The sequence below is a fragment of the Mediannikoviicoccus vaginalis genome, assembly GCF_928097925.1.
Classification (GTDB): Bacteria; Bacillota; Clostridia; order Tissierellales; family Peptoniphilaceae; genus Mediannikoviicoccus; species Mediannikoviicoccus vaginalis.
This window is the reverse complement of the sequence record NZ_CAKMRI010000001.1, coordinates 75008-101295: the sequence shown is the minus strand read 5'-3', so window position 1 is coordinate 101295 and position 26288 is coordinate 75008. Positions and strand designations below refer to the sequence as shown.

28 protein-coding genes are annotated in these 26288 nt (G+C 33.2%); 6 read left to right on the top strand and 22 right to left on the bottom strand.

Annotation, left to right across the window (positions count from 1 at the left end; translation table 11 throughout):
* Positions 1–9: 9 nt before the first annotated feature.
* The 6 genes from L6651_RS00520 to L6651_RS00495 form a co-directional block, all read right to left on the bottom strand.
* On the bottom strand, positions 10–1095 hold the full coding sequence (locus L6651_RS00520) for an ABC transporter ATP-binding protein (RefSeq protein WP_237036108.1): 1086 nt from the start codon (positions 1093–1095) through the stop codon (positions 10–12).
* 8 nt (positions 1096–1103) lie between these two features.
* A complete protein-coding gene (locus tag L6651_RS00515; protein WP_237036107.1) occupies positions 1104–1994 on the bottom strand; it encodes a sugar ABC transporter permease in 891 nt (296 codons plus the stop codon).
* A 3-nt stretch (positions 1995–1997) separates the two neighbouring features.
* Complete coding sequence (locus L6651_RS00510) at positions 1998–4013, bottom strand: carbohydrate ABC transporter permease (protein WP_237036106.1); 2016 nt, start codon at positions 4011–4013, stop codon at positions 1998–2000.
* Positions 4003–4416, bottom strand: a complete 414-nt coding sequence (locus L6651_RS00505) for a hypothetical protein (RefSeq protein ID WP_237036105.1) — start codon at positions 4414–4416, stop codon at positions 4003–4005. Before L6651_RS00505 ends, L6651_RS00510 begins: the two co-directional genes overlap by 11 nt.
* Positions 4417–4467: 51 nt before the next feature.
* Positions 4468–5802 carry a sugar ABC transporter substrate-binding protein gene (locus tag L6651_RS00500; RefSeq protein WP_237036104.1) on the bottom strand — a complete coding sequence of 445 codons (1335 nt, stop codon included), beginning with the start codon at positions 5800–5802 and terminating at the stop codon, positions 4468–4470.
* Between the two features lie 139 nt (positions 5803–5941).
* Positions 5942–6208 (bottom strand): putative signal transducing protein, encoded by a 267-nt coding sequence (locus L6651_RS00495; protein ID WP_237036103.1) that lies wholly within the window; start codon positions 6206–6208, stop codon positions 5942–5944.
* A gap of 120 nt (positions 6209–6328) precedes the next feature.
* Between L6651_RS00495 and L6651_RS00490 the strand changes: the two genes are divergently transcribed.
* Positions 6329–7711 carry an MATE family efflux transporter gene (locus L6651_RS00490; protein ID WP_237036102.1) on the top strand — a complete coding sequence of 461 codons (1383 nt, stop codon included), beginning with the start codon at positions 6329–6331 and terminating at the stop codon, positions 7709–7711.
* Between the two features lie 34 nt (positions 7712–7745).
* On the opposite strand, the gene L6651_RS00485 is transcribed toward L6651_RS00490, so the two are convergent.
* Positions 7746–8072: a carboxymuconolactone decarboxylase family protein gene (locus tag L6651_RS00485; protein ID WP_237036101.1), complete on the bottom strand. Its 327-nt coding sequence runs from the start codon at positions 8070–8072 to the stop codon at positions 7746–7748.
* Positions 8073–8158: 86 nt separating this feature from the next.
* Positions 8159–9022, bottom strand: a complete 864-nt coding sequence (fba, locus tag L6651_RS00480) for a class II fructose-1,6-bisphosphate aldolase (RefSeq protein ID WP_237036100.1) — start codon at positions 9020–9022, stop codon at positions 8159–8161.
* Between the two features lie 100 nt (positions 9023–9122).
* Between fba and L6651_RS00475 the strand changes: the two genes are divergently transcribed.
* From L6651_RS00475 to L6651_RS00465, 3 genes are read left to right on the top strand one after another with little or no spacing between them, the layout of a single operon-like run.
* The gene (locus L6651_RS00475) at positions 9123–9386 is read left to right on the top strand and encodes a chorismate mutase (RefSeq protein WP_237036099.1); all 264 of its coding nucleotides are present in this window, start codon (positions 9123–9125) and stop codon (positions 9384–9386) included.
* A complete protein-coding gene (locus L6651_RS00470; RefSeq protein ID WP_237036098.1) occupies positions 9386–10042 on the top strand; it encodes a nucleoside triphosphate pyrophosphatase in 657 nt (218 codons plus the stop codon). Before L6651_RS00475 ends, L6651_RS00470 begins: the two co-directional genes overlap by 1 nt.
* Positions 10039–10449 (top strand): 2-thiouracil desulfurase family protein, encoded by a 411-nt coding sequence (locus L6651_RS00465; RefSeq protein WP_237036097.1) that lies wholly within the window; start codon positions 10039–10041, stop codon positions 10447–10449. Before L6651_RS00470 ends, L6651_RS00465 begins: the two co-directional genes overlap by 4 nt.
* A gap of 333 nt (positions 10450–10782) precedes the next feature.
* Here L6651_RS00465 and L6651_RS00460 read toward each other — a convergent pair whose 3' ends face one another.
* Complete coding sequence (locus L6651_RS00460; RefSeq protein WP_237036096.1) at positions 10783–11463, bottom strand: HAD family hydrolase; 681 nt, start codon at positions 11461–11463, stop codon at positions 10783–10785.
* 108 nt (positions 11464–11571) lie between these two features.
* On the opposite strand from L6651_RS00460, the gene L6651_RS00455 reads away from it, so the two are divergent.
* Positions 11572–12720 (top strand): double-cubane-cluster-containing anaerobic reductase, encoded by a 1149-nt coding sequence (locus L6651_RS00455; protein WP_237036095.1) that lies wholly within the window; start codon positions 11572–11574, stop codon positions 12718–12720.
* 23 nt (positions 12721–12743) lie between these two features.
* Here the strand turns inward: L6651_RS00455 and L6651_RS00450 are convergent, their stop codons facing one another.
* From L6651_RS00450 to L6651_RS00410, 9 genes are all read right to left on the bottom strand, one after another.
* Entirely contained in the window at positions 12744–13451 is a 708-nt protein-coding gene (locus tag L6651_RS00450; RefSeq protein ID WP_237036094.1) for a TrmH family RNA methyltransferase, read from the bottom strand.
* The gene (locus tag L6651_RS00445) at positions 13451–14377 is read right to left on the bottom strand and encodes a C39 family peptidase (protein ID WP_237036093.1); all 927 of its coding nucleotides are present in this window, start codon (positions 14375–14377) and stop codon (positions 13451–13453) included. Before L6651_RS00445 ends, L6651_RS00450 begins: the two co-directional genes overlap by 1 nt.
* 81 nt (positions 14378–14458) lie before the next feature.
* Positions 14459–14989: a signal peptidase I gene (gene lepB, locus L6651_RS00440; protein ID WP_237036092.1), complete on the bottom strand. Its 531-nt coding sequence runs from the start codon at positions 14987–14989 to the stop codon at positions 14459–14461.
* A gap of 12 nt (positions 14990–15001) precedes the next feature.
* Positions 15002–15994, bottom strand: coding sequence for an asparaginase (locus tag L6651_RS00435; RefSeq protein ID WP_237036091.1), 993 nt, complete (start codon positions 15992–15994; stop codon positions 15002–15004).
* A complete protein-coding gene (locus L6651_RS00430; RefSeq protein ID WP_237036090.1) occupies positions 15994–16791 on the bottom strand; it encodes a histidinol-phosphatase HisJ family protein in 798 nt (265 codons plus the stop codon). The genes L6651_RS00435 and L6651_RS00430 overlap by 1 nt, the downstream gene beginning before the upstream one ends.
* A gap of 79 nt (positions 16792–16870) precedes the next feature.
* On the bottom strand, positions 16871–17398 hold the full coding sequence (locus tag L6651_RS00425; protein ID WP_237036089.1) for an AI-2E family transporter: 528 nt from the start codon (positions 17396–17398) through the stop codon (positions 16871–16873).
* 10 nt (positions 17399–17408) lie between these two features.
* The gene (locus L6651_RS00420) at positions 17409–18695 is read right to left on the bottom strand and encodes a glucose-6-phosphate isomerase (protein WP_255784598.1); all 1287 of its coding nucleotides are present in this window, start codon (positions 18693–18695) and stop codon (positions 17409–17411) included.
* Entirely contained in the window at positions 18685–19806 is a 1122-nt protein-coding gene (locus tag L6651_RS00415; RefSeq protein WP_237036088.1) for a PP2C family protein-serine/threonine phosphatase, read from the bottom strand. The genes L6651_RS00420 and L6651_RS00415 overlap by 11 nt, the downstream gene beginning before the upstream one ends.
* Positions 19807–20955, bottom strand: coding sequence for a THUMP domain-containing class I SAM-dependent RNA methyltransferase (locus L6651_RS00410; protein WP_237036087.1), 1149 nt, complete (start codon positions 20953–20955; stop codon positions 19807–19809).
* Between the two features lie 191 nt (positions 20956–21146).
* Between L6651_RS00410 and L6651_RS00405 the strand changes: the two genes are divergently transcribed.
* Positions 21147–21524 (top strand): class II SORL domain-containing protein, encoded by a 378-nt coding sequence (locus L6651_RS00405; protein ID WP_237036086.1) that lies wholly within the window; start codon positions 21147–21149, stop codon positions 21522–21524.
* A 43-nt stretch (positions 21525–21567) separates the two neighbouring features.
* On the opposite strand, the gene L6651_RS00400 is transcribed toward L6651_RS00405, so the two are convergent.
* The 4 genes from L6651_RS00400 to L6651_RS00385 all read right to left on the bottom strand — a co-directional run bounded on the left by L6651_RS00400 (position 21568) and on the right by L6651_RS00385 (position 26287).
* Positions 21568–22338, bottom strand: coding sequence for a formate/nitrite transporter family protein (locus L6651_RS00400; protein WP_237036085.1), 771 nt, complete (start codon positions 22336–22338; stop codon positions 21568–21570).
* 123 nt (positions 22339–22461) lie between these two features.
* The gene (locus L6651_RS00395) at positions 22462–23361 is read right to left on the bottom strand and encodes a selenium metabolism-associated LysR family transcriptional regulator (protein ID WP_237036084.1); all 900 of its coding nucleotides are present in this window, start codon (positions 23359–23361) and stop codon (positions 22462–22464) included.
* 288 nt (positions 23362–23649) lie between these two features.
* Complete coding sequence (locus L6651_RS00390) at positions 23650–24486, bottom strand: Mrp/NBP35 family ATP-binding protein (protein WP_237036083.1); 837 nt, start codon at positions 24484–24486, stop codon at positions 23650–23652.
* Between the two features lie 88 nt (positions 24487–24574).
* Positions 24575–26287, bottom strand: coding sequence for a cell wall-binding repeat-containing protein (locus tag L6651_RS00385; RefSeq protein WP_237036082.1), 1713 nt, complete (start codon positions 26285–26287; stop codon positions 24575–24577).
* Between the last annotated feature and the right edge of the window lies 1 nt (position 26288).

The window sequence follows — 26288 nt, the reverse complement described above, 5'->3', positions numbered from 1 at the left end:
TTCCTGCTATTAATTAATTCTTTCTTCCGTTTCATAATCAAAGAAGTGAAGTGCATCTAAGTCGAAGGTAAAGTTGTGATACTCTCCAACTTCGTATTGGAAGTGACCAGGTTGAGACACAACCATTTCGTGGTCTCCCTTTGTTCTTATATGAAGTAACTTTTCCTTTCCAAGCATCTCTATTACTTCCACCTTTGCTTCAAAGGAATTCTCTTCAGACTTCTTCGCTAAAAACCTTTCAGATCTTATTCCCATATAAACATCTTTTCCGTCATATTCCTTTAGATATTTAAGGTCTTCTTCACTTGGAGTAACCACAACATTCTTATATTCAGAAACAAACTTTTCACCATCCATCTTACCCTTGATTATATTCATGGTAGGTGATCCGATAAATCCTGCTACAAATAGATTTTGGGGCTTGTCATAAAATTCTTTTGGTGTACCAAATTGTTGAATTTTACCTTTATCCAAAAGGATTATTTTATCCGCCATAGTCATGGCTTCAGTTTGGTCGTGGGTTACATATATTGAAGTAGTTTCAAGTCTTTGATGTAGTCTAACAAGTTCAACTCTCATGTGCTCTCTTAATTTTGCATCAAGGTTTGAAAGGGGCTCGTCCATCAAGAATACATTTGGTTTTCTAACCATGGCTCTACCAAGGGCAACCCTTTGTCTTTGTCCCCCGGAGATATCTGACGGTCTTGAGTAAAGATAATCTTCAATTTGAAGAATCTTTGCAGCTTCCATAACCCTTTCATGAATAACTTCTTTTCTTTCCTTTTTCATCTTAAGGGAAAAGGCCATGTTGTCATAAACTGTTAAGTGAGGATAAAGTGCATAGGATTGAAACACCATTGCAATATCTCTGTCCTTTGGAAGCACTCTATTCATAAGTTTGTCTCCAAAGTAAAGTTCCCCTTCTGTAATTGAAGTAAGCCCTGCAATCATTCTTAAAAGAGTTGACTTACCACATCCTGATGGTCCAAGAATTACACAAAATTCTTTATCTTTAATCTCTAAGCTTATATTTCTAATGGTAAATTTATCTCTACCTTCATATTTTTTACCAATATTTTTTAATAATACTCTCATATTTCCTCCTAGCCTTTAACTGAACCACTACTCAATCCAGATACAAGTTGATTTTGTAGGCTGATAAATAAAATAATTATAGGTATAGCTGTTAATAGCCCTCCTGCAGCAAAGGCAGGTGCGTTCATTGTTCTAACGTCACTTATCAATGTGTATAGTCCCGTTGCCAAAGTGTACTCTGATGGATTTGTCAAAAGTATTTTTGGTAACATATAGTCCATAAATGGACCAATAAATGACCATAGTGCTATAATGGCAAGCATAGGCCTTGCAATTGGCATGATTATAAGTCTATACAATTTAAAGTTTGAACATCCGTCAATCTTTGCAGCTTCATCCAGTTCCTTTGAAATCGAATCGATGTAACCCTTTAGTATAAAGGTGTTTGATGCAATTCCTCCACCGGAGTAGATTAAAATAAGCATCACAGTTCTTGAAAATACTGGAATAATTCCACTTACAATTGAATGGATTGCATAGTAGGCTGTTATTCCCGCAAATGCAGGTATAGTTTGAATCAACATAATTGCCATTAAACTTCCTCTTTTACCTTTGAATCTATATCTAGAATAGGCATAGCCTGTAAATGAAACTATAATCAAGGTTAAGATTGAGGTTGATACAGCTATTACAATTGTATTTTTAACCCATTTCAAAAAATATGTTTCCTTGAATAGATATTGAAAATGTCTAAATGAAAACTGGAAATTTCCTGAAAGGGAAATATATCTGCTCTGTCCGCCATTAAAACTGGATATAACCATTATGGCAAGTGGCCATATAATTAGTATCGCCCAAGTTATTAAAATAATATAAGAGAGTACTAAACATATAACTCCAATGGTGTCCAGCGGTTGACTATCAGAAAGATGTAGTTTTTTTTCTTTATTTTTCTTCATAACTTAACTCTCCTTAAATGCTTTGGTGTTCTTAAATCCAATGTAGGCAAAGAACATTAACACCAATGAAATCAATATACTTATGGCAGCACCAAGGGCCTGATAATTTGATTCCATAGTAAGCTTGTAAATATATGAAATTAAAATGTCCGAAGACCCTGCAAGGTTTCCATACTTACTTGGATTGAATGGCCCTCCTCCATTAAAGAGATAGATAATGGAAAAGTTGTTAAAGTTGAAGGTGTATTGACTAATTAGTAGTGGAGCTGTTTGGAATAGTACAAGTGGTATTGTAATTCTCCAAGTCTTTTGAAGACCTGTGGCTCCGTCAATATCTGCACTTTCGTATAAATCCTTTGGAATTCCCTGTAATACCCCTGTGGATAATAGGAATATATATGATGAACCAAGCCATCCCTGTAACAATATTAGGGAAATTCTTGTAAGTGTTGGATTTGATTTTACATCCAGCGTAATATTAAATACATTTTTAAATAGCTCTGTAATTGGCCCCTGCCTTCCAACCATTAAAGAGAAGAACATTATTGTAATAAATGCAGGCACAGCCCATGGTAGTAGATAAATTGTTCTAAAAATAGGCTTTCCTTTAATTCTCTCTTGATTTGCAAGAAGCGCCAAAATAAATCCAAGTGCTATTGCAAGAGTTGTTGCTCCAAGAGTCCAAACCAGTGTCCAGAATAGGATTAACCAGAAGGCCTTTCCAGCTACTCCCCTACCTAGGAATAAAATCTTATAGTTTTCAATTCCAATCCAAGTGAATTTTGATTGATGATTTGGATCTAGATTTGTAAATGAAATTAGTATTGCTGTAATAATTGGAATAAGAACTATGAAAATTGTAAGGATGTATCCCGGTGAAGATACCAAGTATGGAAAACCATCTGTTCCAATAATCTCTTTGGTCTCAAACCAGTTTCTTGGTCTTATTCCCTTTATCTTATCTTTTTCGACTTTGTATACATCTTTAAAGGACATTACAAATATGCCTATGGCTAAAACCATTAAAATTATGGCAATAATTCCTTCAATCATAAACATAATTGATCTGTCCAGCCTTCTTCCACCTTCAGCTAAGGTGATTAAGCCTGCAATTCCATCTCCTTGATAGTTACCAAAGCCAAGGGCATATGGTATTGCAATTAAATATATAAATAAACTTCCTAGGAAAAACAAAAATGCCTTCATCTTTTGTCCATTTAGCAGTTGACCAAGTCCTGGTAAAACAGCTGTTACATAGCTTAAAAATGGTTTCTTTTGTTCAGTTTCCACTGGAGTCTTTCTTCTAATATTTGAAATGTAGGACTCAAGTACATTGTCCATAGACTTTATGTCTATTTTTTTTCTATGTTTTAAATTTTCAATTGTTTCTTTTAAAGACTTACTCTCATTTAAAAGCTCAATTTCATTTAGCTTTTCCTTATGCTCTCTTATGGCAATTTTACCTTCAGTTTTTTGCGCTTTTTTAGAAATAAGTCCTTCTTTATACTTTCTATTTATCTCATCTGTCTTTTGATGAAATTTCTTTATTTGTTCTTTTCTCTTTTCTTCAATTTCTTGTTCTACTTTTTTTAATTCGTTAGGATCTAAGTTTTTAAGTCTTTCTTCACTTTCAATAAGTTTTTCATTTAGTTCGTCATAATGATTTATTATTGCAGGAATTTGATCTAGTTCTGCCTCTGCAATTTCATATCTAAGAACTGCAGAATAAGTTAGGTCAAGATATTTGCTATAAAAATCTTTTTTTAAAGAAGCTTTGTAAAGTCTTTTCTTCAATTCTTTAATGATATTGCTGTCACCATCTTTAATATGGGCATCAACACTCTTTAAGGAATTGAGAAAAGTTTTTTCCGACCTTTTAAACTCATTTAGTTTTTTTGTATAGGGATGTGATTTTTTGTCCACATGTCCATCTCCACTTTTTATAGAGTCTAAAATATATTGATTTTTTCTCTCATGGACATTCCCAAAACTATCCCTAATTTCTAATTTATAGTTCATTTTTATCCTCACTATAGATTGGTATTGTTACGATAAAGTAAAAAAACAATAGATATAATAAAATTTCCAAGTAGAAAAATATGGAGTTAAATTCCAACTTGGTGATTTTAAGTATAAGCTTCGCCACCACCATTCCTCCAAGTACAAACTTCATAAGTCTATTTACTCGAAGCTTTTTCATGGCAAATACTAAAAACAAAGATATGATTAATGGTTCAATTATATCTAAAAAATAATTGAGCATAATAAAGTTTAGATAATCTCCTATGTCTCCACCTGTTTTGGTCTGAAATAAATTAAAAAGTGCAATTGACTTTCCCTTAATAAATGCTTCAAATGAGGAGAGTATTATTATTGATATGGCTGTTATTAGTATTTTTGTAATATGTTTTTCACTTTTCAAATTTCACTCCTAAATATTAACCGGGGAAAATCCCCGGCTAATTTTGTCATATTAGTTACCTATATTTTCCATCATAGATTTGAATGATGCGTTAAGTTCCTTGTAAGCTTCTTCAGCGTTTGCAGGTTTAACATTGTTCCATGAAAGAATTGCATTTTTCCAAGTGTCCCAAACATTTCCATACTCTTTGAAGATTGGTCTTGGTTCTGATATAGCATATGAGTCTATAACATTTTTAATAACCTTTTTGTCTAGTTCAGGAAGGTCTGTCTTTTCATAGTCTTCTGCAGACACATTTGGAAGTATCTTTCCTGTAGCTTTAAATAATTCTGCAGCATTTTCAGGATTAACAAGTTCCATTATGAAGTTTTCAGCAAGTGCCTTCTTGTCTGCATCTTCTTCAATTCTTGCATTTATTGCCATTGCCCATCCACCTTGCCAGTGTGAAAGTGGTTTTCCATTTATTGTTATATGGTCAATTGGATAAATTTCAAGATTGTCTCCAGCCTTTTCAACATTATCATTTAATTCCCATGGTCCACCAAGTCTAATAACGCCTGAACCACCTGTTGTGAATTCGTCACCGATATATGCCCAACCTTCATCTTCTCCTGAGAATAGAGGTGAGTTAGCTTCGTTGTGTTTCTTCCAGTATTCGAATAGTGATTCAAATAATTTTTGTTGATCTTCGCTAAGGTCTTTAAATTCTTTAGTCATGTCTGATTCAAACTTGCCGTCTTCTTCTTTTAATAGAGAAATTCCAGCTGAGTTTGTAGATGCAACACCAAACCAAGCGTCAAAGAATGGTAGTAGAACATTTGCAGGATCTTTTATATCGTTTAATTCGATAGCATTTTCATAATCGATACCTGCTTTTTCTGCGTTTTCCTTATTAACATATGTTACAAGTGTTTCGATGTTTAAAGGAAATCCTAAATAGTCTTCTCCATCTTTAAAGAATCCACCAAGACTATCGTCAAAGTTATCATATCCACCAATTTCCTTTGCCATTGCTGGTGCATTTACAGCTCCTAGTACATCTTGACTTACAAGGTCAGTAAATCTGTCTAGTGGTAGTGCAAACACATCTGCAAAGTCAGGGTTTGTAGCATCTGTACTCTTTAATATGTCTAAGTGGTCAAATGAACCGATTTCTTTTAGGTTGATTTTTGAATCAGGATTTTTTTCAAGAACTTTATCAACAGCTTTTTGATAGTAGTCCATCCAATCCTTTTCCACCTGTACAGTTATTTCAGCTTTAACACCTTCCGATTGCACCTGTGCCGTAGAATCTTGCCCTGCGCCGCCTGTCTTTTTACCACATGCTGTAAAAAGCATTGTTGCTCCTAATGTAAGGGCTAAAAATTTTGAAAATTTATTTTTCATATAATCCTCCTTTGTTGAAAACGATTTTTTTATTTTTTTGTATTCGTTTCATATTAATCATATACTATAAAGATGAATTTGTGAATAGCAATAATTAAATTATGATTTTTCTTATCATTTTCTTATTTTCATTTATAAATTAATACTCTTCCAATCCATCTTCATCAGAAAATATACTTTCCACATCTGGTTTATACTCTAAAAACTCTTGTACTAGTGAATAGGCTTTTTCAAAATCAATTTCATTTACAAAGATACTTTCGTTTTTTATAACTCCTGCTCCCATTATGTTTAAATAACCATCTAGGTTACCCTCGCTATCGACGTAGTTAATCATATTATCTTTTAAAATTGATTTAACAGTTGTAATCAAAAAATCATTGCTAGATTGTAATAATAATTTCATTTTATTAACCCTCCATTATTATTGTTATTATTACCCTTTTTCTTTGTAATATACCAAACTTTGTGATAGAATTTATTATTGTGTTTTATAGGAGAATTTTATTATTTGTGGGGTGAAATTATGGAGAAAATTGATAAAAATAAATTACTTGGTGAGGAAGATGTAAAAAAGTTATTAATAAAGTTTTCAGTGCCTGCCATTGTAGGGATGTTGGTCAACGCCCTATACAATGTAATTGATAAAATATTCTTAGGACAGGTAAGCTCTCTTGCAATAGCAGGAGTTCATCTAACTTATCCAGTAAGTTTAATTATAATGGCATTTTCAATGCTAATTGGTATGGGAGGTAACTCCCTTTCATCAATAAGAATGGGACAGGGAAGAATAAAGCAATCGGAAAAGATACTTGGACAGTCCTTCACGCTTCAATTTGTACTATCGGTTGTACTAACTACTGTACTATTATTATTTCCTGAAGCAATCCTTAGAAAACTTGGATCCAGTGAAGCACTTCTTCCAATAGCAACTGAATACTTGTCAATATTAGCAATAGGTATACCAGCACAGTTGCTTGGCTTTGGTATGAACTTCTTCATAAGGGGTGAAGGTAGTCCTTCAACTGCCATGGGTACCATGTTAATCGGTGCCATTACAAATATTATTCTAGACTATGTATTTGTAATTGTGATGGGCATGGGTGTCAAGGGTGCGGCCCTAGCAACTATTGTTGGTCAATTCCTATCAATGATTTGGGTATTTGCATTCTTCTTAGGAAAGAAGACTTCACTAAAACTAAAGAGAGAGAATTTAAGATTTGAACTTCCTGTTGTGAAAGAGATAGTAGCCCTGGGGCTTGCACCATTTGGAATGCAAATTGCAGCGTCTTTAGTAATTGTAGTGTTTAACCTTCAAGTAAATCACTATGGCGATGACCAGGCAATTGCAGCCATGGGAATAATGCATAGTATTTCCACACTAGCCTTTATGCCGGTGTTTGGACTTAACCAGGGAAGTCAACCTATTATCGGATTTAACTACGGTGCCAAGAAGCACGACAGAGTTAAGGAGGCCTTTAAGCTCGCCTGCATAGTTGCAACAATTTATATGACATTGACCTACCTTGCCATGATGTTTATACCAGAAACGTTGATAAAGGCATTTATAATGAACGCAAAGGACATCGACAAGGTAATGCCAGGAGCGGTTTCATGTTTAAGGTTAAGCTCCCTTGCAAATCCAGTTGTAGGTTTCCAAATTATTTCTGCAAACTACTTCCAAGCAACGGGCAAGGCAGTTAGAGGAATTGTTTTATCACTGTCACGTCAGTTACTAGTACTTTTACCAGTTTTAATAATTGCCCCAAGATTTTTAGGACTTAATGGAGTTTGGTTGACCTATCCGATTTCAGATGTGATTTCGTTTTTATTGACCCTTGCATTTATGCTAAAAGAATTAAAACTGTTGAATAAAGAGATTGAACTTGAAAGTTTAAATCAGCATTAAAATAACGGCCCTCATATGAGAGCCGTTTTTATTTTTATAAATTTCTAAATACATCTAATGCATATGAGCCAAATGCAAAAGAAGGTCCTCCACCCATGGCAACTGCAGCTTCTACAACTTCAATTATTTCTTCTTCAGTAAGTCCTACGTCCTTGCAGTTTTTAGCATGTGCTCTTATACAGTCATGGCATCTAATTGCTATTGCAATACCTAACATAACACATTCTTTTTCTTTTAAGCTTAGTGCTCCATCTTTCATGTTTGCACCAACTGAACCCATAACTGCAGATGTAAGTTTGGAGTTTTCCATTAAATAACCCATTCTTTGATTTTGTTCTTCATACTCTTTTTCGTATTTCATCTTAATCCTCCTGATATAATTTTATTTTACACATCTTAATTATATCAGTTATTTTAGAATTTGTTAATTTATATTTATTTTTAAGATTATGCTTTGTTAACTGAACCAAATAGTTCCATTTTTTCTTTAACTACTCTTTTTATTCCTTCAGTACCTGGTTTTAACAATTTTCTTGGGTCAAATCCCTTACCAACTTTGTCCAGGCCATCTTCAATATATTTTCTAGTTTCCTTTGCAAACTCTAATTGGCATTCAGTGTTTACATTTATTTTAGAAACTCCAAGTTCGATACCTCTTTTAATCATATCAGCAGGTATTCCAGTACCTCCATGAAGTACTAGTGGCATCTTTCCAACTTCTGTCTTAATATTTTCTAGAGCTTCAAAGTCTAGTCCCTTCCAGTTTTCAGGATAAACTCCGTGGATATTTCCAATTCCTGCAGCTAAGAAATCTATTCCAAGATTTGCTATCATCTTACATTCTTTAGGGTCGGCGATTTCTCCGCTTCCTACAACTCCATCTTCTTCTCCACCAATAGCTCCTACTTCTGCTTCCACAGAAATACCTTGGCTGTGTGCAATTTCAACTATTTCTTTTGTCTTTTCGACATTTTCTTCAATTGGATAGGAAGATCCATCAAACATTACAGAAGTAAAGCCTGCTTCAATAGCTTTTTTTGCTCCTTCATAAGTACCATGATCAAGGTGAATCGCAACGGGAACTGTAATATTTAATTCCTCTACCATTCCTTCAACCATTTTAACAACTGTTTTAAATCCTACCATGTATCTTGCAGCACCTTCAGATACTCCTAAGATAACTGGTGATTTAAGTTCTTCTGCAGTTTCAAGAATTGCTCTTGTCCACTCCAAGTTGTTAATATTGAATTGTCCAACTGCATAATTTTCGCTATAAGCTTTGTCTAACATTTCTTTTGCTGATACTAACATGTTTACCTCCTAATATTTTCTAACTATATCATAACATACCCCGGATAAATCTACATCAATCAAAACACCGACTATGTTATAATTTATTTAGGAGGCCGCTATGAAAAATTTAGAAAACTTAAGAGCTGAAGTTGATTCAATTGACGAAGAACTCAACAAACTATTTATAAAAAGACTGGAAGTAGTTAGTCATATACGAGAAGAAAAAAAATTAAACAAGATAGATATTTTAGATAAAAATAGAGAAGATAAAATTTTTTCGAAATTAAAAAGTGAAACTCCTGAAGAGTATTTTAAGTACTCTAAAGATTTATTTCAAAACATTTTAAGAATTTCAAAAGAATTTCAAGGAGATCTCAAGTAATGAATTTAAATTTAGACAATATTGGTACCTTTATAATTAAAAACCATGATGGATTTGAATTCGACAATTTTATTCTTGGATCATCTTCTCCAAGGCGTGTTGAACTCATGTCAAAATTTATAGACGACTTCGAAATAATAAAACCAGAGATTGACGAAAATTCCATAATAGAAAATTTTTCAAAAACATTAAATTACGATTTTCTAAAAAATAGTTTTCTTACAACTGCAGAGGTTTCTTTCCAAAAGGCCCTTGCTGTGCACAAAAAGAAAGATGACGGTTTAATTCTATCTGCTGATACCGTTGTGGTTACTGAAGATAAAATTTTAGGTAAACCCCATGACTTAAATGACGCTAAAGACACAATCCATTCCCTTCTCGGTAATCTCCACTATGTTTGTACCGCCGTATGTCTATTAAATAATCCTAAGGACTATATGCTCTACTATGTTGTCTCTGGGGTTAAGTTTGTAGAAGAAAGTGATTTTGTAAATAAATTTATAGAAGATTATGTAAATTCCAAATCACCACTAGATAAGGCTGGTTCCTACAATATAAAGGAAGTGGACAAAGTTCTTATAGACTCAATTTATGGAGACTATTACAATATTGTGGGACTTCCCATTACAAAGATTTTAAGGAGTATAAAGCTATGAAGGAAAATGTACTAGTTAGTTCATGCTTAATTGGACTTAACACCAGATATGATAAGAAAAGTTCAAAAAATATTTTTGATGAATTAAATTCCAAGTACAATGTTATTCCATTTTGTCCCGAACAGGCTGCAGGACTCCCAACACCACGAAAACCTTGTGAGATAAAAGATGGAAAGGTTTATAATATTGATGGCGTTGACTTAACAGAAGATTTTTTATATGGAGCCAACGAAGCTTTAAAACTTTGCAAAATGTATAAAATAAAAAAAGCCTTTTTAAAAGCTAAGAGCCCATCATGCGGTAAGGGAAAGATTTATGACGGAAGTTTTTCTGGAGTACTAGTAGATGGAAATGGCATTGCAACTAGAATACTTCAAGAAAATGGAATAGAAGTTATTAGCATATAATAAAAGAAGTGAGAGGTTAGAAAAGATGGAGAAAATCTTGTAGATTTTCTTCTATTTTTTTAATTTTGTTTTGTGGGCTTACATTTTATTACACGTATGGATTCTAAAAATGTTGTCATTTCATTAAGAAACTTCGACTCACTACATCTCTCATGTATATCTGATGAAAGTTTGAAGACTAGAAATTAGAAATAAAAAAACAGGCGGTTAAGGGGTTTCCGCCTGTATTTGGATTAAATAAATCCATAAGATATTTTCAAAAGGGGTGTTTTGAATTATTATCTGTATTTATATTACCATCGCTGATAATGATTGTCAATACCTTTTTAAAATTTATTTTAAAAATTTTAAAATTTCTTCTGGTTTGTGTATTATTGCCTTTGCTCCACTTTCTAAAAGCTCTTCTTCTGTTCTAAACCCCCATGTTACTCCCACTGGAAATATATTTGATTTAACTGCCGTCTTCATATCTGTGCAGGTATCTCCAAAGTAAATCATCTCTTCATCCTTCAAACCCGAAACTCTTTTTAATTCATCTACCATATCGGTTTCTGGTTTAAGTTTTATTTTTTTATTATCTGCAAAGATATAATCAAAGAAATTTTCCCCAAAAATATTATCTAAAACATTCACCGCTGCAGATAATGGTTTGTTAGTGCAAACTGCTAATACCTTTCCCTCTTTTTTAAGTTTTGTCAAGGACTGGACTATATTTTCATATGGTTTTGTTGTTCTATCATCTCTATTATTGTAATCATATAGATAATCTGGAAGAATTTCTTCAACCTTTTTCATTATCCCCTCTTCATCTAAGTTTAAATTATCTCTTTCATTAATGTAATTAAATGCTCTTATGGCAAGTACCTTTGCTCCCCCACCGACAAATTCATTATAGAGTTTCATATCGCATGGAGCGTAACCCATTTTTTCTAAATGAGTATTAAATAAATTGCCTATACTTTCAAGGCTATCAATTAAAGTTCCATCTAAGTCAAATACAAATGCTTTATACATCACTACCTCCTCAATAATAGTTTAGCACAATAACCTACTTTTGTTTTTATTGATTTTTTTAATATTTGTTATATAATGTTCTTGTAATAATGAAAAGGGGTGTTTTAAATGACTGTAGATATAAGAAAAGAACTACCCGAAATTTTTAAAGATTTCGCGGAAGGTAGACAAAATGCATTTATAAAGGTAAAGGAACAAAAGGAAAAAGGGATTCCTCTAATTGGAACTTTCTGTACATTTTTCCCACAAGAACTAGCTGTAGCAGCAGGAGCAACTTCTGTTTCTCTATGTTCTACTTCTGATGAGACTATTTCAGATGCGGAAAGACATTTACCTTCAAATCTTTGTCCACTTATTAAATCAAGTTATGGATTTGCTATGACTGACAAATGTCCTTTCTTCTTTTTCTCTGACATGATTATTGGAGAAACTACTTGTGATGGTAAAAAGAAGATGTACGAATATCTTGGTGAGATTAGACCAACTCATGTTATGGAACTTCCAAACAAGTATTCCGAAGATGGATTAAAACTTTGGGCAAACCAAATAAGGGAAACCAAGGAGATTATTGAAAATACTTTTGATGTAAAAATTACTGACGAAGATCTAGAAGAAGCTATAAAGGTTAAAAATGCAGAAAGATCTGCTGTAAAAGATTTTTACGAAATAATGGAAGCTGATGAACTTCCATGTACTGGCCTTGAGCTTTGGCATGTACTAAATGGTATTACTTTTGAATTTGATAAACATAAGATACCTAAAGAAATTAAAGCTCTAAAGGAACAAGTTTTAGCTGAAAGCAAAAAGATTACTGGTAAGAAGAGAATATTAATTACAGGATGTCCTATTGGTGGAGCAACTGAAAAAGTAATTGAAGCCGTTGAAAATAACGGTGGTATCGTAGTTTCATATGAAAACTGCGGCGGCGCAAAGGCAATCGACAAGAACGTTGAAGAAGATACTGGTGACCCAATTGCTGCAATGGCAGAAAAATATTTACAAATAGGTTGTGCATGTATGTCGCCTAATCCAAATAGAAAGGAACTTCTATCAAGACTTATTGACCAATTCAAAGTTGATGGAGTAGTTGATATGCACCTTCAAGCTTGCCAACCATTCCAAGTTGAATCGCTAAGTATTAAAAACTTTGTTAATAACGAAAAGAATATACCTTACATCTCCGTTGAAACAGACTACGGCCAATCAGATATCGGTCAATTAAATACAAGAATAGCAGCTTTCATAGAAATGCTATAAAAAAATTCCCTCGCATGAGGGAATTATTTTTTTGCTTCATACATTGCAACAGCTGCAGCAATTGTCAAGTTAAGAGAGTCCACCTCTTCACTTTGAGGAATAATCACTTTGTTTATATCAAAAGCTTCATATTCTTCTCCAAGGCCACTGCCCTCATTACCAAATGCCAGTGCATAGTTTTTCGAAAAACTTACATCTTTCAAAAGTTTTGCACTTTCGTCTAGCATGAATGCATATATTTTATTTTCATGAAGACTACGATACTCTTCAAGGTTCGAAAAGTTTTCAAAATTAATTTTAAAAAATGATCCCATGGAGCCCCTTACTACTTTAGGGTTATATATATCACAACAATTTCCAATTAGGGCTACATCTTTGTATCCAAATCCCGTCATGGTTCTTAGAATGGTTCCAAGGTTACCCATGTCTGAAATCCTATCGAGGATAATGTGATTACTTCCCCTTTTTATTTGGCTGGCATATTTTTTAAATGTAGCCGCCATGTATTCTTTCTTCTTTAATGAAATTCTATTTAAATTGTCCTGTGAAATTTCATATGCTATGGAAAGTTCATCAAGTTTTTTTGTAACTTTTGAAATTTCGTTGAAGTCCGGCGATATATATACCTTTTCAACTATGTCAGGCTTGCTATCAATTAGTTCAAGAGTTGGGAAAGGTCCCAACACATATGAATATTCAAAATCTTTTTTATATTTTTTTAATCTTGTCATTACTTAAATGCCCACATCTTCTTTATATCTTGACTAAATTCATCATAGTCCCAAGCTTTTTCAGAATTTTGTAAACTATTTGGGTCATAAATTAAAAATCTTCCCTGGTCATCATAGTCTACTATTAACATAACATGGGACACCGTTGTAAAAACTCCAGGACCAACTGAAATAATTACAGAATAACCATCGTCCAGCGCTTCTGTTATTTTGTTTTTGCTATTTTGTAAGTCCTTAAGCTCTAAGTCATACTCATTTGAAATAAATGGATACACATCCCAGTTTGTTCCATAGTCTCCTACATAACCATTGTCATGGGATAGTTTTGCTATGTCACTTGGGGTAATCCTTCTATTAGTAATTCCTGAAAGCATCATTGCAATTGATGTAGGCGCACAACCTGTATCGCCAATTATTCCAGAACCATACTCTTGATATCCCCAACTTTGATCCCATTGAATATAATATGGGTACCTAAGATTTTTATAAATCTTCTTTGGATATCGGTAAGTATAATTTATTCTGTTGTCAATATACTTTGCAATAAAGTCTATTGTATCGGGATTTCTTCCCGCCATTTTAATCATGGACTCTGGAAGTTCATCTAAATTATCAAGTATTAGCTTGGCGTTTTTATCCATCTTTGCCGCTTTTTCAATATTCGCAATATAGCCTTCAACTGTAGTTGCATCGGAATATTCTATATCTTGTTGATGTGTTTTATCTGTAGAATCAAACCTTTCCGAATAGTCCTTAGCAGTTCCAATTAAATCTAGGTTTTCAGAAGCCTTTTCAATCCTTCCCCCTAAAGAAAATGCATTTTTTATTAATAAAATAAGAAACACAAGAAAAATGGAAAGGAATAATCTATTTCTAAAAATTTGTCTTTTTCTCTTTGCACTTCGAGTTCTTTTTCTTCTATCCATTGCTCCTCCTTCACCTATTTTAACAATTTATATTGAAATTGTAAAACTTAAGGGTATTAAAATAGACTCCCGAAGGAGTCATTATTTTATTTTTCCAAATTTGTTAAATGGAATAAATCTAAATACCGCTATTCCCTTTATTGTATTTGTCGGGATGGTTCCAAATCTTCTTCCGTCGTCTGAGTTATATCTATTGTCACCAAGAACAAAAACCTCTCCCTCTTTTACTTCCCATTCTGACTGGTCAATTTCAGGAAATGTTTCTATGTCATAAGAAATATAATCTTCTTTAAGCTCTTCTCCATTAAGATAAACTCTTCCCTCGTTTAAACTTACAGTGTCTCCTGCAGTTCCTATAACTCTTTTTATAAAGTGGTCCCTCTTTCCATTCGGCTTTATATCTGGGGAAAGAAACTCTATTACTTCTCCCTTTTCCACATCTCTTATCCATACTCCCAATCTATTTACTATAAGCCTGTCTCCAGTGTCAAAGTTTGGATACATGGACTGACCGGACACTTCTGTGACGGAAAAAATAAATGTTCTAATAATAATTGCAAGAACAAGTGCCAGTAATATAGATTTTATAAAGGATATTATTGTATCTTTCATCTATTCATCTCCTTATAATTCGTATAGTGTATCGTAATTTATCTGTGTGTAAAAAAGTTTTTTTAACTTTTCAAAGTCGCCACCGCTTTCCGCCATGGCCCACATAAGTTTTACCACAGTTGACTCTAGGGTCATGTCGAAGGACTCCATTATATTTAAATCATCAAGCCTTCTACCAACTTCATATACCGAAATATCCGAGCCCTCCATGGGAACTTGTGTAGTTATTACGATATTTAATTTTCTGTCCTCTTCAAGTTCAACTTTAAATGCATCTACAAGATAGGATGGTATTCCACCAACGCCATAGGACTCAACTATAACTGTTTTGTACTTTTTGAAAATATATGACAAAAGTTCCGGTTCAATGGTCGGTATTAGTTTTAATAAAAATATTGAGTCGTCTAGCTTGTCATAAAACTTAACTTCCCCTTCAAAGTCCTTGTGAAGATATCTTATTATCTTATCGTCATGGACAGTTGCAAGCACAGGATAGTTTAGACTTGTAAAGGCGTCATAGCTCTTAGTCTTTTCCTTTCTTCCCCTTGTTCCTGCAATAACCTTGCCGTTAAACACGATATTTACATCGCTTGACCTGTCGTCGCACACATAGGTTATACTATCTGTCAGGTTTAGCTTTGCATCTGTTATATCGCTAAATATTGACTTTTGTGCCCCAGTAAGTACAATTGGCTTTTTCGAGTTTTGTATAAGATAGGAAATTGCACATGCAGTGTAGGCCAATGTGTCTGTTCCATGGGTTATAACAAAGCCATCGTAGTCATTATAGTTATTCCTAATTGCAGTACTTATCTTAAGCCAGTCCTCCACCTGTATGTCCGTTGAGTCAATGCTCATTAGATCCAAGGTGTCTATGATAACTTTGTTTTTATCAAGATTTAAATACTCAACCAATTCCCTTGAGTTAAGTCCTGGAGCAAGGCCCTTGCCCTTATTTATGGATGCAATAGTGCCTCCAGTGGATATCATTAAAATATTTTTCATTAAAATTTCAACTTTCTTGGTTTTCTATTTTCAAAAATATAAACTCCTGTAAATCCATTTGCCTTTAAATAGTCCACAGCGTCTTTTGAGTTTGCACCAACATCCTTTGATATATGGGCGTCGGATCCTATGGTTATAATCTCTCCACCGGCTTCTTTATACCACTTAAGAATTTTTTCATGTGGATGAAGATATGGAAGTCCCCTTCTATATCCACCGGTGTTTATTTCAATTCCTCTATTTGAGTCTATAAGTTCTTTAAATATCTTTAGTATGGTTTCTTTATTGTTCTCTTGCCTTGGAACCTTTACTCCCTTATCTAAATACCTGTCAATATAGTCAATATGTCCAAGCACATCAAAGTTTCTAGTGGCCTTTACAGCCTTATACATCTCTTCATAATATGTTTTATAAAGTTCATCTGTGGTCAAGTTCTTATAGTAACCACCATGGTAAAGATCTTTTTCAAATAGCGAATGCACAGAACCAATTACAAAGTCGTAGTCAAATTTACTTACAAAATCATCTACAATCTTTGCAGTACATTCCTGTATTCCCACTTCAACTCCTGAGAGAACAGTTATATCATCTTTGTAAGTTTCTTTTAACTTCTTATATTTATTAAAATACCCTTCCACATCAAGGGTGTCAGAATATACATCAGTAACTTCTACTATTTCCATGTGGTCTGTAATTGAAATGTATTTTAGTCCATTATTAATTGCAGATAAAATATTTTCTTCCATTGGAGTTCTACTGTCAACTGAGAACTCACTATGATTATGCAAATCTATCATAATTCCTCCTATTTCTATATAATAGTTTACCATAATTTTATTATTTTGTTCCAAGAAAAAAGACTCCTAAGAGTCTTTTCTAATATCTTGCCATTCTTCTTACTCTAGATCTATTTTTTCTATAGTATGACTGTATATCTATGGCATCAAAAAGCGTTGTTATTATAAAGATAATTACACTTGCCCAGATTGCTCCAGTCTCTTTACCAATTGTGAAAAAGATTAAAAATACAACAGAGAGAATTATAGGTCTTATATTAAATTTTATTTTTATTAAGAAAGGATAGGCTATCTCTTTTAAGATACAAAGTATAATAAATAAAATTGCAAGCTGACTTCCTAACATCTTTTCGTTTGTTATGACCCTTGCTAATATCCATGGTATCATCATTATTCCTGAACCCATAAATGGAATTAAACTAAATAGCCCTATTAATATTCCCTTAATAATCACTCCATGAATTCCAATTATTTTAAGGCCAATCATGGATATAATCGCTACTGCAAGTCCATATCCCAAGTACCATAAACCAAAGGTCTTCTTGTCCTTCTTTGTTCTAAATAGTATCTCAGATAAAAATCCTTCTAAATATTCCCTTACAACCATTTTACACCTCCTAGTTAAATCCTGGTTTTCCCAATAACTTAAACATTTGTGTCTTATATTCTTCCACACCTGGTTGATTAAATGGATTTACTCCCAATAAATATCCTGAAATGCTTACAGAAATTTCGAAAAAGTATAAAAGCTTTCCTAAATTTTCTTCATCTATTCTATCCAAAACTATGCTTATGTTTGGAACTTCACCCTTAACATGTGCAGTTCTTGTTCCTTCTGTAGCTTTTTTATTTACATAGTCTAAAGTTTTACCTGCAATGTAATTTAATCCATCAAGATTTTGTTCATCAAATGGTATTTCAATGTCCTCCATAGGATTTTCCACTTCAATAACCGTTTCAAATATATTTCTCTTGCCCTCTTGAATAAGCTGACCCATTGAATGTAAATCGGTAGTGAAGTCTACACTTGCTGGAAAAATTCCCTTGCCATCCTTACCTTCAGACTCTCCAAATAGTTGTTTCCACCATGCGGAGATATATGTTAGAGATGGTTCGTAATTTACAAGTATTTCAATGTCTTTGTTATCTTCACTATGAAGAAGATATCTTATTATTGCGTACTTAATGGCAGGGTTCTCTTTTCCATTCACAACTGTGAAAAGCTCTTGACCCTTTTTAAAGCCATCTAAAAGTTTGTCTATGTCAACACCTTTAGCTGCAAGTGGTAAAAGCCCAACTGGACTTATTACAGAAAATCTTCCACCAATATCGTCGGGAACTACAAAAGTTTCATAGCCCTCTTGTAGTGAAAGCTTCTTTAAAGCGCCTTTTTCTCTGTCGGTTGTAACATAAATTCTATTTTTTGCGTCTTCTCCGTACTTTTCTTCAAGTTCTCTTTGTAAAATTCTAAAGGCAATTGCAGGCTCTGTAGTAGTTCCAGATTTTGAAATTACATTTATACAATACTCCTTATCCTTTAAAAACTTAACCAATTCATTTAAATAGGTTGAGCTTAGATGATGACCTGCATATATGAGTTTGAACTCATCGTCAGCTTCAAAGTAAGGCTTTAAAGAGTTTTCAACAGCCTTTGTACCAAGATATGATCCACCTATGCCGATTACAACTAGGTAGTTTGCCTTTTTTCTTATATCTTCTGCCGCCTTTTTTATTTTATTTAATTCTTCTTCTGGATAGTTTTTAGGAAGTTCAACCCAACCTAAAAAGTCTGACCCTTCAGAGTTTTTATTTAGAACTTTTTCTAAATTTTCTTCACCTTGTCCATAATATTTTTCCAGCTCATTTAAATTATAAGCCTTTGAAAAATCAAATTTAATCGCCATTTTCGTCCTCTTTTCTTTCAACTAAAAGTATAGCTATATCATCTTCTTGTCTTCCCCATCTATACCCAGAAACCTCATTTACAATTTTATCTAAGATATTTTCAGGATTTTTTGATGCCAGTTCAATCAGTCTATCCGTTCCATAAAACTCCCCAAAGTAATCTTTAGTTTCGGTTATTCCATCTGTGTAGAATAATATTTTTTCACCGAGTTTTAAATCAATAATGTTTTCCGAATAATTTCCCTTTGAAGTTATTAGTGAAATTGGAAGACCTGTTCCCTTTAGCTTTTCAACTTCTCCTTCTTTATTTATCTTTAGGGGAATTGCATTATGCCCTGCATTTGCATAGTGAAAAGTTCCCTTGCTCTTATCAAAAACTCCATAAAAAATTGTGAAGTATTTACTATCTTCAAGGTTTAATTCTCCAAATCTTCTTATTAGAGATCTCAAGATAATGTCGGGAGTATATCCTGTAATGGAACTTCTCGCAATATGATATCTTACAGACTGCCTTACAAACATGGTAAGTATTGATGCGGATATACCATGGGCCACCACGTCTGCAATATAGATTGCAGTCTTTGTGTCGTCAATAGGTATTACATCAAACATATCTCCAGAAAGATACTCTGAAGGGATGTATTTATAACTTATATCAAGTCCTCTATGATCTCCAACTTCTGGCAGAAGGCACTTTTGAATCTTTCTTGCATCATTTAATTCCTTTTGAGTCTTTTGTGTAATCTTTTGATATCTCTTTATTGCAATGGACTCCATGGTCACATTTCTAAAGGTTTCAATAATTGCAATTGGCTTGTTATCGTCCATTACAATTGAACTCTTTACCATAAACTCTTCTAGACCTATAACTATGTTTCTAGTATTTTGTCCTAAACCATTAAAGTCTTCAAGAACAGTTCCCGGTATAACATCTTTGTCCTTACCAGTTTCAAGACAGTTTTTTCCAATCTGATCTCCAACCATTTTAATCATCTGCAAATTCTGAAACAAGATATTTCCGTGAATATCGATTATTCTAATCCAATCTGAAAGATAATCAAATACTCTAAGCTTTTCCTCAGAAAAAATTATCTCTAATTTCTTTAACATTTAATCACCTTGCCTTGGAGGTCTTGGCCCATAGTACTGATAGTAGCAGGTTTTAATTCTACCATTATAAAGTTTTCTCTTTCTATCAGCCTTTTTACCAACCAACTTTTCATAATTTTCATAGGATGTAATTAAATAAATAGACCAGGTTTTAAAATTTTTAAACTTTTTATTAAAGTCCTTGTAAAGTTTTTCAACCTCTTTTAACTCTCCCATCCTCTCGCCATATGGAGGGTTGGTAATAACAACTCCGTAATTGTCTTCCAGGTCAACTTTTCTCATGTCCTTCATGAAAAATTGAATGTCTTCATTAACCCCAATCATCTCTGCATTGTCCCTTGCTCTTAATATGGACCTCTTGTCAATGTCCGAACCTAAAAGATGAAGCTTAACATCATGATCTATTTCACTTAAACACTTTATCCTAACTTCTTTATATATTTTCTCCCCCACATATGGAAACTTTTCAGAGGCAAAGCTTCTGTCTATGCCGGGAGCAATGTTTTTACCTATCATTGCGGCTTCAATTAGTATTGTCCCAGATCCACAGAAAGGGTCATAAAGAGTTCTTGATGGATTCCAATAGGAAAGTAGTACCATGGCAGCAGCTAATGTTTCCTTTAGTGGAGCATCCCCCGCTCTTCCACGATATCCCCTCTTATGGAGCCCTTCTCCAGAAGTGTCTAAAGTTATTGTTGCAATATCTTTTAATAAGGACACTTCCAGCTTATACATGTCTCCAGTCTCTTCAAACCAATCCACTTTGTAAACTGATTTCAATTTTTCCACAATTGCCTTCTTACAAATACTCTGGCAATCGGAAATGGAAAAAAGTTTTGACTTTATGGATTTGCCTTCCACAGGAAATTTTGCATCCACGCTGATATATTCTTCCCAAGGTAGTGCATAGGTCTTGTCAAATAGCTCTTCAAAGCTTAAGGCTTTAAACTCTCCAACTTTAATAAGAACTCTTTCACCACATCTAATCTTCATATTTATTGTGGCAATGTCCCTTGCATCTCCCTTTAGCTCTACTTTCCCGTCGGAAATTTTTAAATTGTCATATCCCATATCTAATAATTCTCTTTTTACAACAGCTTCCAGTCCGAAGGTTGTTGTAACAATTAATTCATATAATTTTCCACTCATGAAATCATTTACACTCTCCTACACTAAATTATAACCTATCGCATGAATAATTAATAGAAGTTTACGAAAAATATTTCTTATTTCAACTGCCATCAATAATACTCTTGGTGAACTTTAAAATCTTTTCATATTTGTTTAAATTATTAAAAGAGTGGTATATATGAAATGTATTAATTTAAAGGGGGATTTAAATGAGTAAAATTACTGAATTATACCAAACAGCTGATTGGAAAAACGAAAAACACGTTCCAGTAATCACAGCACCTGAAAAAGTTAAAAGCGAAGATTTATTTGACGTAGAAGTTGCTGTAGGTAAAGAGATTGCACATCCTAACACAATGGAACATCATATTGCATGGATTAAATTATATTATCTTGCAAAAGATTCAGACAAAGCTGTTGAAATTGCAGACTCAAGATTCACAGCTCATGGAGAAGGAGATGCTTTCACTGAACCAACTCTTAAAACAGCAGTTAAGTTAAACAAATGTGGTAAGCTAATTGCAACTTCATATTGTAATATCCACGGACTATGGACTTCTGAAGTTGATATTACAGTTGAAGGCTAAATTAAGAAAAATAAAAAGAGCTTGAGTAAACTCTTGCTCTTTTTTAATTTCTTTTTTTTTCATAGGTTATATAGTACGGTGTTGCTATTATAAGTCCACCAACAATATTTCCTAAAGTTACAATTAATAATCTTGATATAACTGCTCCCATAGAAACATTTGCTCCTAAAAAGATTGCTTGAGGAAAATAATACATATTTGCAACACAGTGTTCGAAACCTAAAAATACAAATATAAATACTGGAAATGCGGATAGGAAAAATTTAGATATTCCATCCTTGCCCGCTGCTGCAGTCCAAACTGATAGACATACTAAAATATTACATAATACCCCTCTAAAAAATGCAGTTCCTAAGTCTAGACTGGCTTTTTTAGTTGCCAAGTTTTGGAAGTAGTCCAGTGCATTTTCAGGAAATACTTTGCTAGCTGTCATTAGCCATGCAAAAAATATTGAACCAATTAAATTAAAAACCCAAACCTTACACCAGTTAACTAAAACTTGTTTTCCTGTTATATCTTTTGAATAAAGCCCAATGGATATAAGAATATTGCCTGTAAAAAGTTCCGCTCCTGCAACCAATACAGATACAATTCCTATTGTAAAGATTGCACTTCCCAATAACTTTACTGCAAGTGGCGACATTCCATCCCCTAACATTGATACCAGCGATGAAGCTGCTCCACCAATTGCTATGAACATTCCTGCAAGCAGTCCCATCATCAAAGTTTTTACTGTGGCATTTGAGGTTTTAGAAACAGATAAATTTCTATTAATCTCAACCATTTCAGCAGGACTGTTGATATTACTTGCCATTACATTACCCCCTCTGAATTTAAAATTACAGTACTAATCTAAATAGATTATAATAATATAATATCACACATTTTAGTATTTTACCACACTAAAATACCCCCGATTACTCGAGGGCATTTTCTATTACATTTCGTTTTCACAATCCAAAATCAAATCTAAGAATGATCTTACATGAACTGGAAGAGTTACCTTTTTGTTCCAGCATGCATATAGATTCCTATATCTTTCTTTACTTTCAGTTAGTGGAATGGCTAAAATAGATCCATCTTCTATCATATCTTCTACAGCTATCTTTGAGAAGAAAGAAGTTCCAACTCCTTGTCCAACCATTTTTTTCACTAACATATCATCATTAACTGTTAATACTACATCCAATTGATCATGACTTACACCAACTTCACTTGCAATTGCATCCATCTTATTTCTAATTCCTGAACCCTCTTCTCTTGAGATCATAGGTTGTCTAACTAGCTCTCTTATTGAAGGCTTTGACTCTTTTAACTTTCTATAGTAGTCATTGTTTGGACAGATAAATACAAATTCATCTTCGAAAATAGGTGCAAAGTCACAGTTTTCATCGTCTTTTTTCATTCCAACTATTCCTAAATCTACCATATAGTCGGAAACTTTTTTAATAGTTTGAACACTATTAGTTTCTTTAATTACTACAGAGATATTTGGAAACTCTCGTCTGTATTTAAGCAATACCTTTGGAAGAATATGTGATGCAGGTATTTTTGAAACACCAACAATAATCTTGTTTTGATTCTTCTCCCCAAACTTTTCCATAACTCTGTCTCTTTTTGTCAACAGATTCTTTGCTTCTTTATAAAGCAATGTTCCAGCTTCAGTTACCTTTAGCTCTCTTGTGGATCTAATGAACAAAGCTGTGTCCAACTCTTCTTCTAATTGTTTTATCTGCAAACTTACTGTTGGTTGTGATATACCAAGTTCTTTTGCAGCAATTGAGAAGCTTTCATTTTGTACAAGCGCTACAAAAATCTCCAATTGTTTAAAGTCCATATTAATCCTCCCTTTATTGTCAGGTCAAATTAATCAACGCTTTTTAAAAAATCGGCAATAATTCTCTTACAATTTTAAGCGACTGTAGGTCGCTTAAAATATGTAACAACTCAAATAAACTAAACTAGGCTAATAAGATAATGAATATTATCATTCTTTATTTACAATTATATTTTACTATAGACTGCAAATTAATGCAATAGTTTTTAACAATTATTAATATTAAGGTGAAAGTTGTTAGTAAAAAATTTATTTTAATAAATTAAAAAGGGGCATTGCCCCCTCATTTTATAAAATTTCAATTCTTTCAACTATGTCGTATAAAAAGTCTTCTTTTAATTCATATATCTTTCCGCTCTCTGTGGCTTTAGAAATTTCTGTATTCACTGGAACTTTTGAGAAAGTTGTAATATTTAATTCTTTAGAAATTTTTTCAATTTTGCTTTCTCCAAAAACTGAAATTTCTTCATTGCAGCAAGGGCATTTTAAATATGACATGTTTTCAACAAGTCCAAGTACTGGAACGTTCATAAGTTTTGCCATTTTAATTGCCTTTTTTACAATTATTTCAACAAGTTCATTTGGTGTTGTAACCACAACAATTCCATCTATTGGAAGTGACTGAAATATGGTTAGTGGTACATCACCTGTTCCCGGTGGCAAGTCTATGAATAAATAATCTAGTTCTTCCCATAGTACCTCTTGATAAAATTGTTTTATAACTCCAGCAACAACTGGACCTCTCCACACAACTGGATCAGTTTCATTTTCCAAAAGTAAATTTATGGACATTACTTTTATATCGTTCTTAGTTACAACTGGATAAATTTTTCCTTCTTCGTTTGAAGTCGCATTACCCTTTAAGCCAAAGTACTTTGGAATACTTGGTCCAGTAATATCTCCGTCCATAATCCCTACCTTGTAACCCTTTCTTGCCATTTCGCTAGCAAGCATTGATGTCACTAGGGACTTTCCAACTCCTCCCTTTCCTGAGACAACTCCAATAATATTTTTAATCTTTGTTGTTTCATAAGGGTTTATTTTAAAATCAACAGGATTTTTTGCATGGCCACATCCAGATGAGTGGCTGCATCCTGAACATCCTCCACTATTACAATTAGACATAATTACCTCCTTCTTTTTAATGTTATTAAATTTGAGATTATATGTCAAAAATTTCATAAAAAAGAGCCGCCTAAGCGGCCCTCAGTAATTAATAACCTATATTGTTGTTAATTTCAGCACTAATCGCACTTTCTCCACCAACTAAATATGCATTGAATGGACTAAGTTTTAAATCATCAACAAATTTCTTTAAACTATCTGTATATGACTTGCCATCTACTAGTAGAATTGGTGCATTAACCTTGTTTAAAAGTGATGATGCTGTTAATGCGTCAATAGAATATTTATCTGTTCCATTTGCAATGATTAATGAATTAATATAATCCTTTTCTCCTTGAAGCTTTTTACAAACTTCTTGTGAAGTTATATAACGATTTGTTCCTTTAATTCTCAAACTATTTTTAACTCCCAAGGCGTTTATTGTTGAGTCGCTTACAGAGCTATCTCCACCAATTACAACGGAAGTTTTAACTTCTAGATCCTTTAGCATTTTCTTTGCTTGAACTGTGCCTGTGTTTGGAGATACAAGTAATATTGGTGATTTTTTTAGCACTGCATAAGGCGCTGCTGAAAGAGCATCTGCATTTTGTCTTCCGTCAACTAAAATCACTTCTTTGTTGTACTTGTGTTTTTCAATAAGTTCTTTAACAATTTTTTGTGAAGTTTCGTATCTATTTGCTCCGGCTATTCTATCAACTTTTAAAGTAGAGTTGTTGCCTTTCAATTCATTAAATATCTTACTTGAAACTGAACCTTTTCCACCTACGATAACCACCCTCTTAAGATTGTCGTTGTGAATATAGTCTAATACTTCTTTTTTAATAGAATCTTTCTCAACAAGTAAGATTGGTGCATTAAGAGCCTTTGCCAATGGTCCTGCCGCAAGGGCGTCTGCAGATCCATCTCTTCCATTTGCAACTATAACAGTTTCTGGTTTTTCATTAACTTCCCTTGCAGTGTCTAATGCCGTTAAAAATCTATCTGTCCCAGAAAGTCTGTTAACACTTCTACTTGGTTTTAATTCAAATTCCCAATCTGAATTTTTTGCCATAGTAAACTCATACGGTAATTTTATAGCTTTTCCATCTTTATAAACTACAAAGTTGTCATCAAAGCCTGTAAATTCTAATTTATTTTCAGAACCTGCAAATATTGCAATGTCTTTACCAAGTTCAATTTGATTTCCATTTAGTTTAACTTTTAATTTCTTAAGTTGGATCTTAGGTCCATCTACTTTAACTTTAAGATTTAAAGTATCTCTATGGATTCTTAGAACAACATCATTTTCTTTTTTTATAATATTAAAAGAGAACTCTTTTTTTCCTTCTACACCTGTACCTGGATCTCCATTTACTGAAACTCCAACAAATTCATAGTATTTATCCCCTATTACAAAGTCTACTTTTTGGTTATTTGTATTTGCTTTAAATACTTTAAACTCAGGTCCTTCAACTGTACTTTTAGTTGTTCCATCATTAATAGACCATTGTAATTTTAATTCTTTAACTATTCTTTCTATTTCTTGTTTATCTGTAATGTCTTTTTCATTTAGAATTATTTTCTTTACTTTCACTACTGGAAACTTACTTTCCAATGTTTCCTTTGGAGCTTCTGTAGCTTCTTTCTTTTCTTCATTTTTTTCAGGTTCTTTAGTTTTTTCTGTTTTCTTTTCAGTGTTTTTATTATCCGTAACTCCTACAGCCGCATCATCCTTTTTTGTTTCTTCTGCCAATGCAACACTAGGCAATAAGAAAGAAAAAGCTAAAAGAAAGCTCAAAACTATTTTGCTAAATTTTTTCATT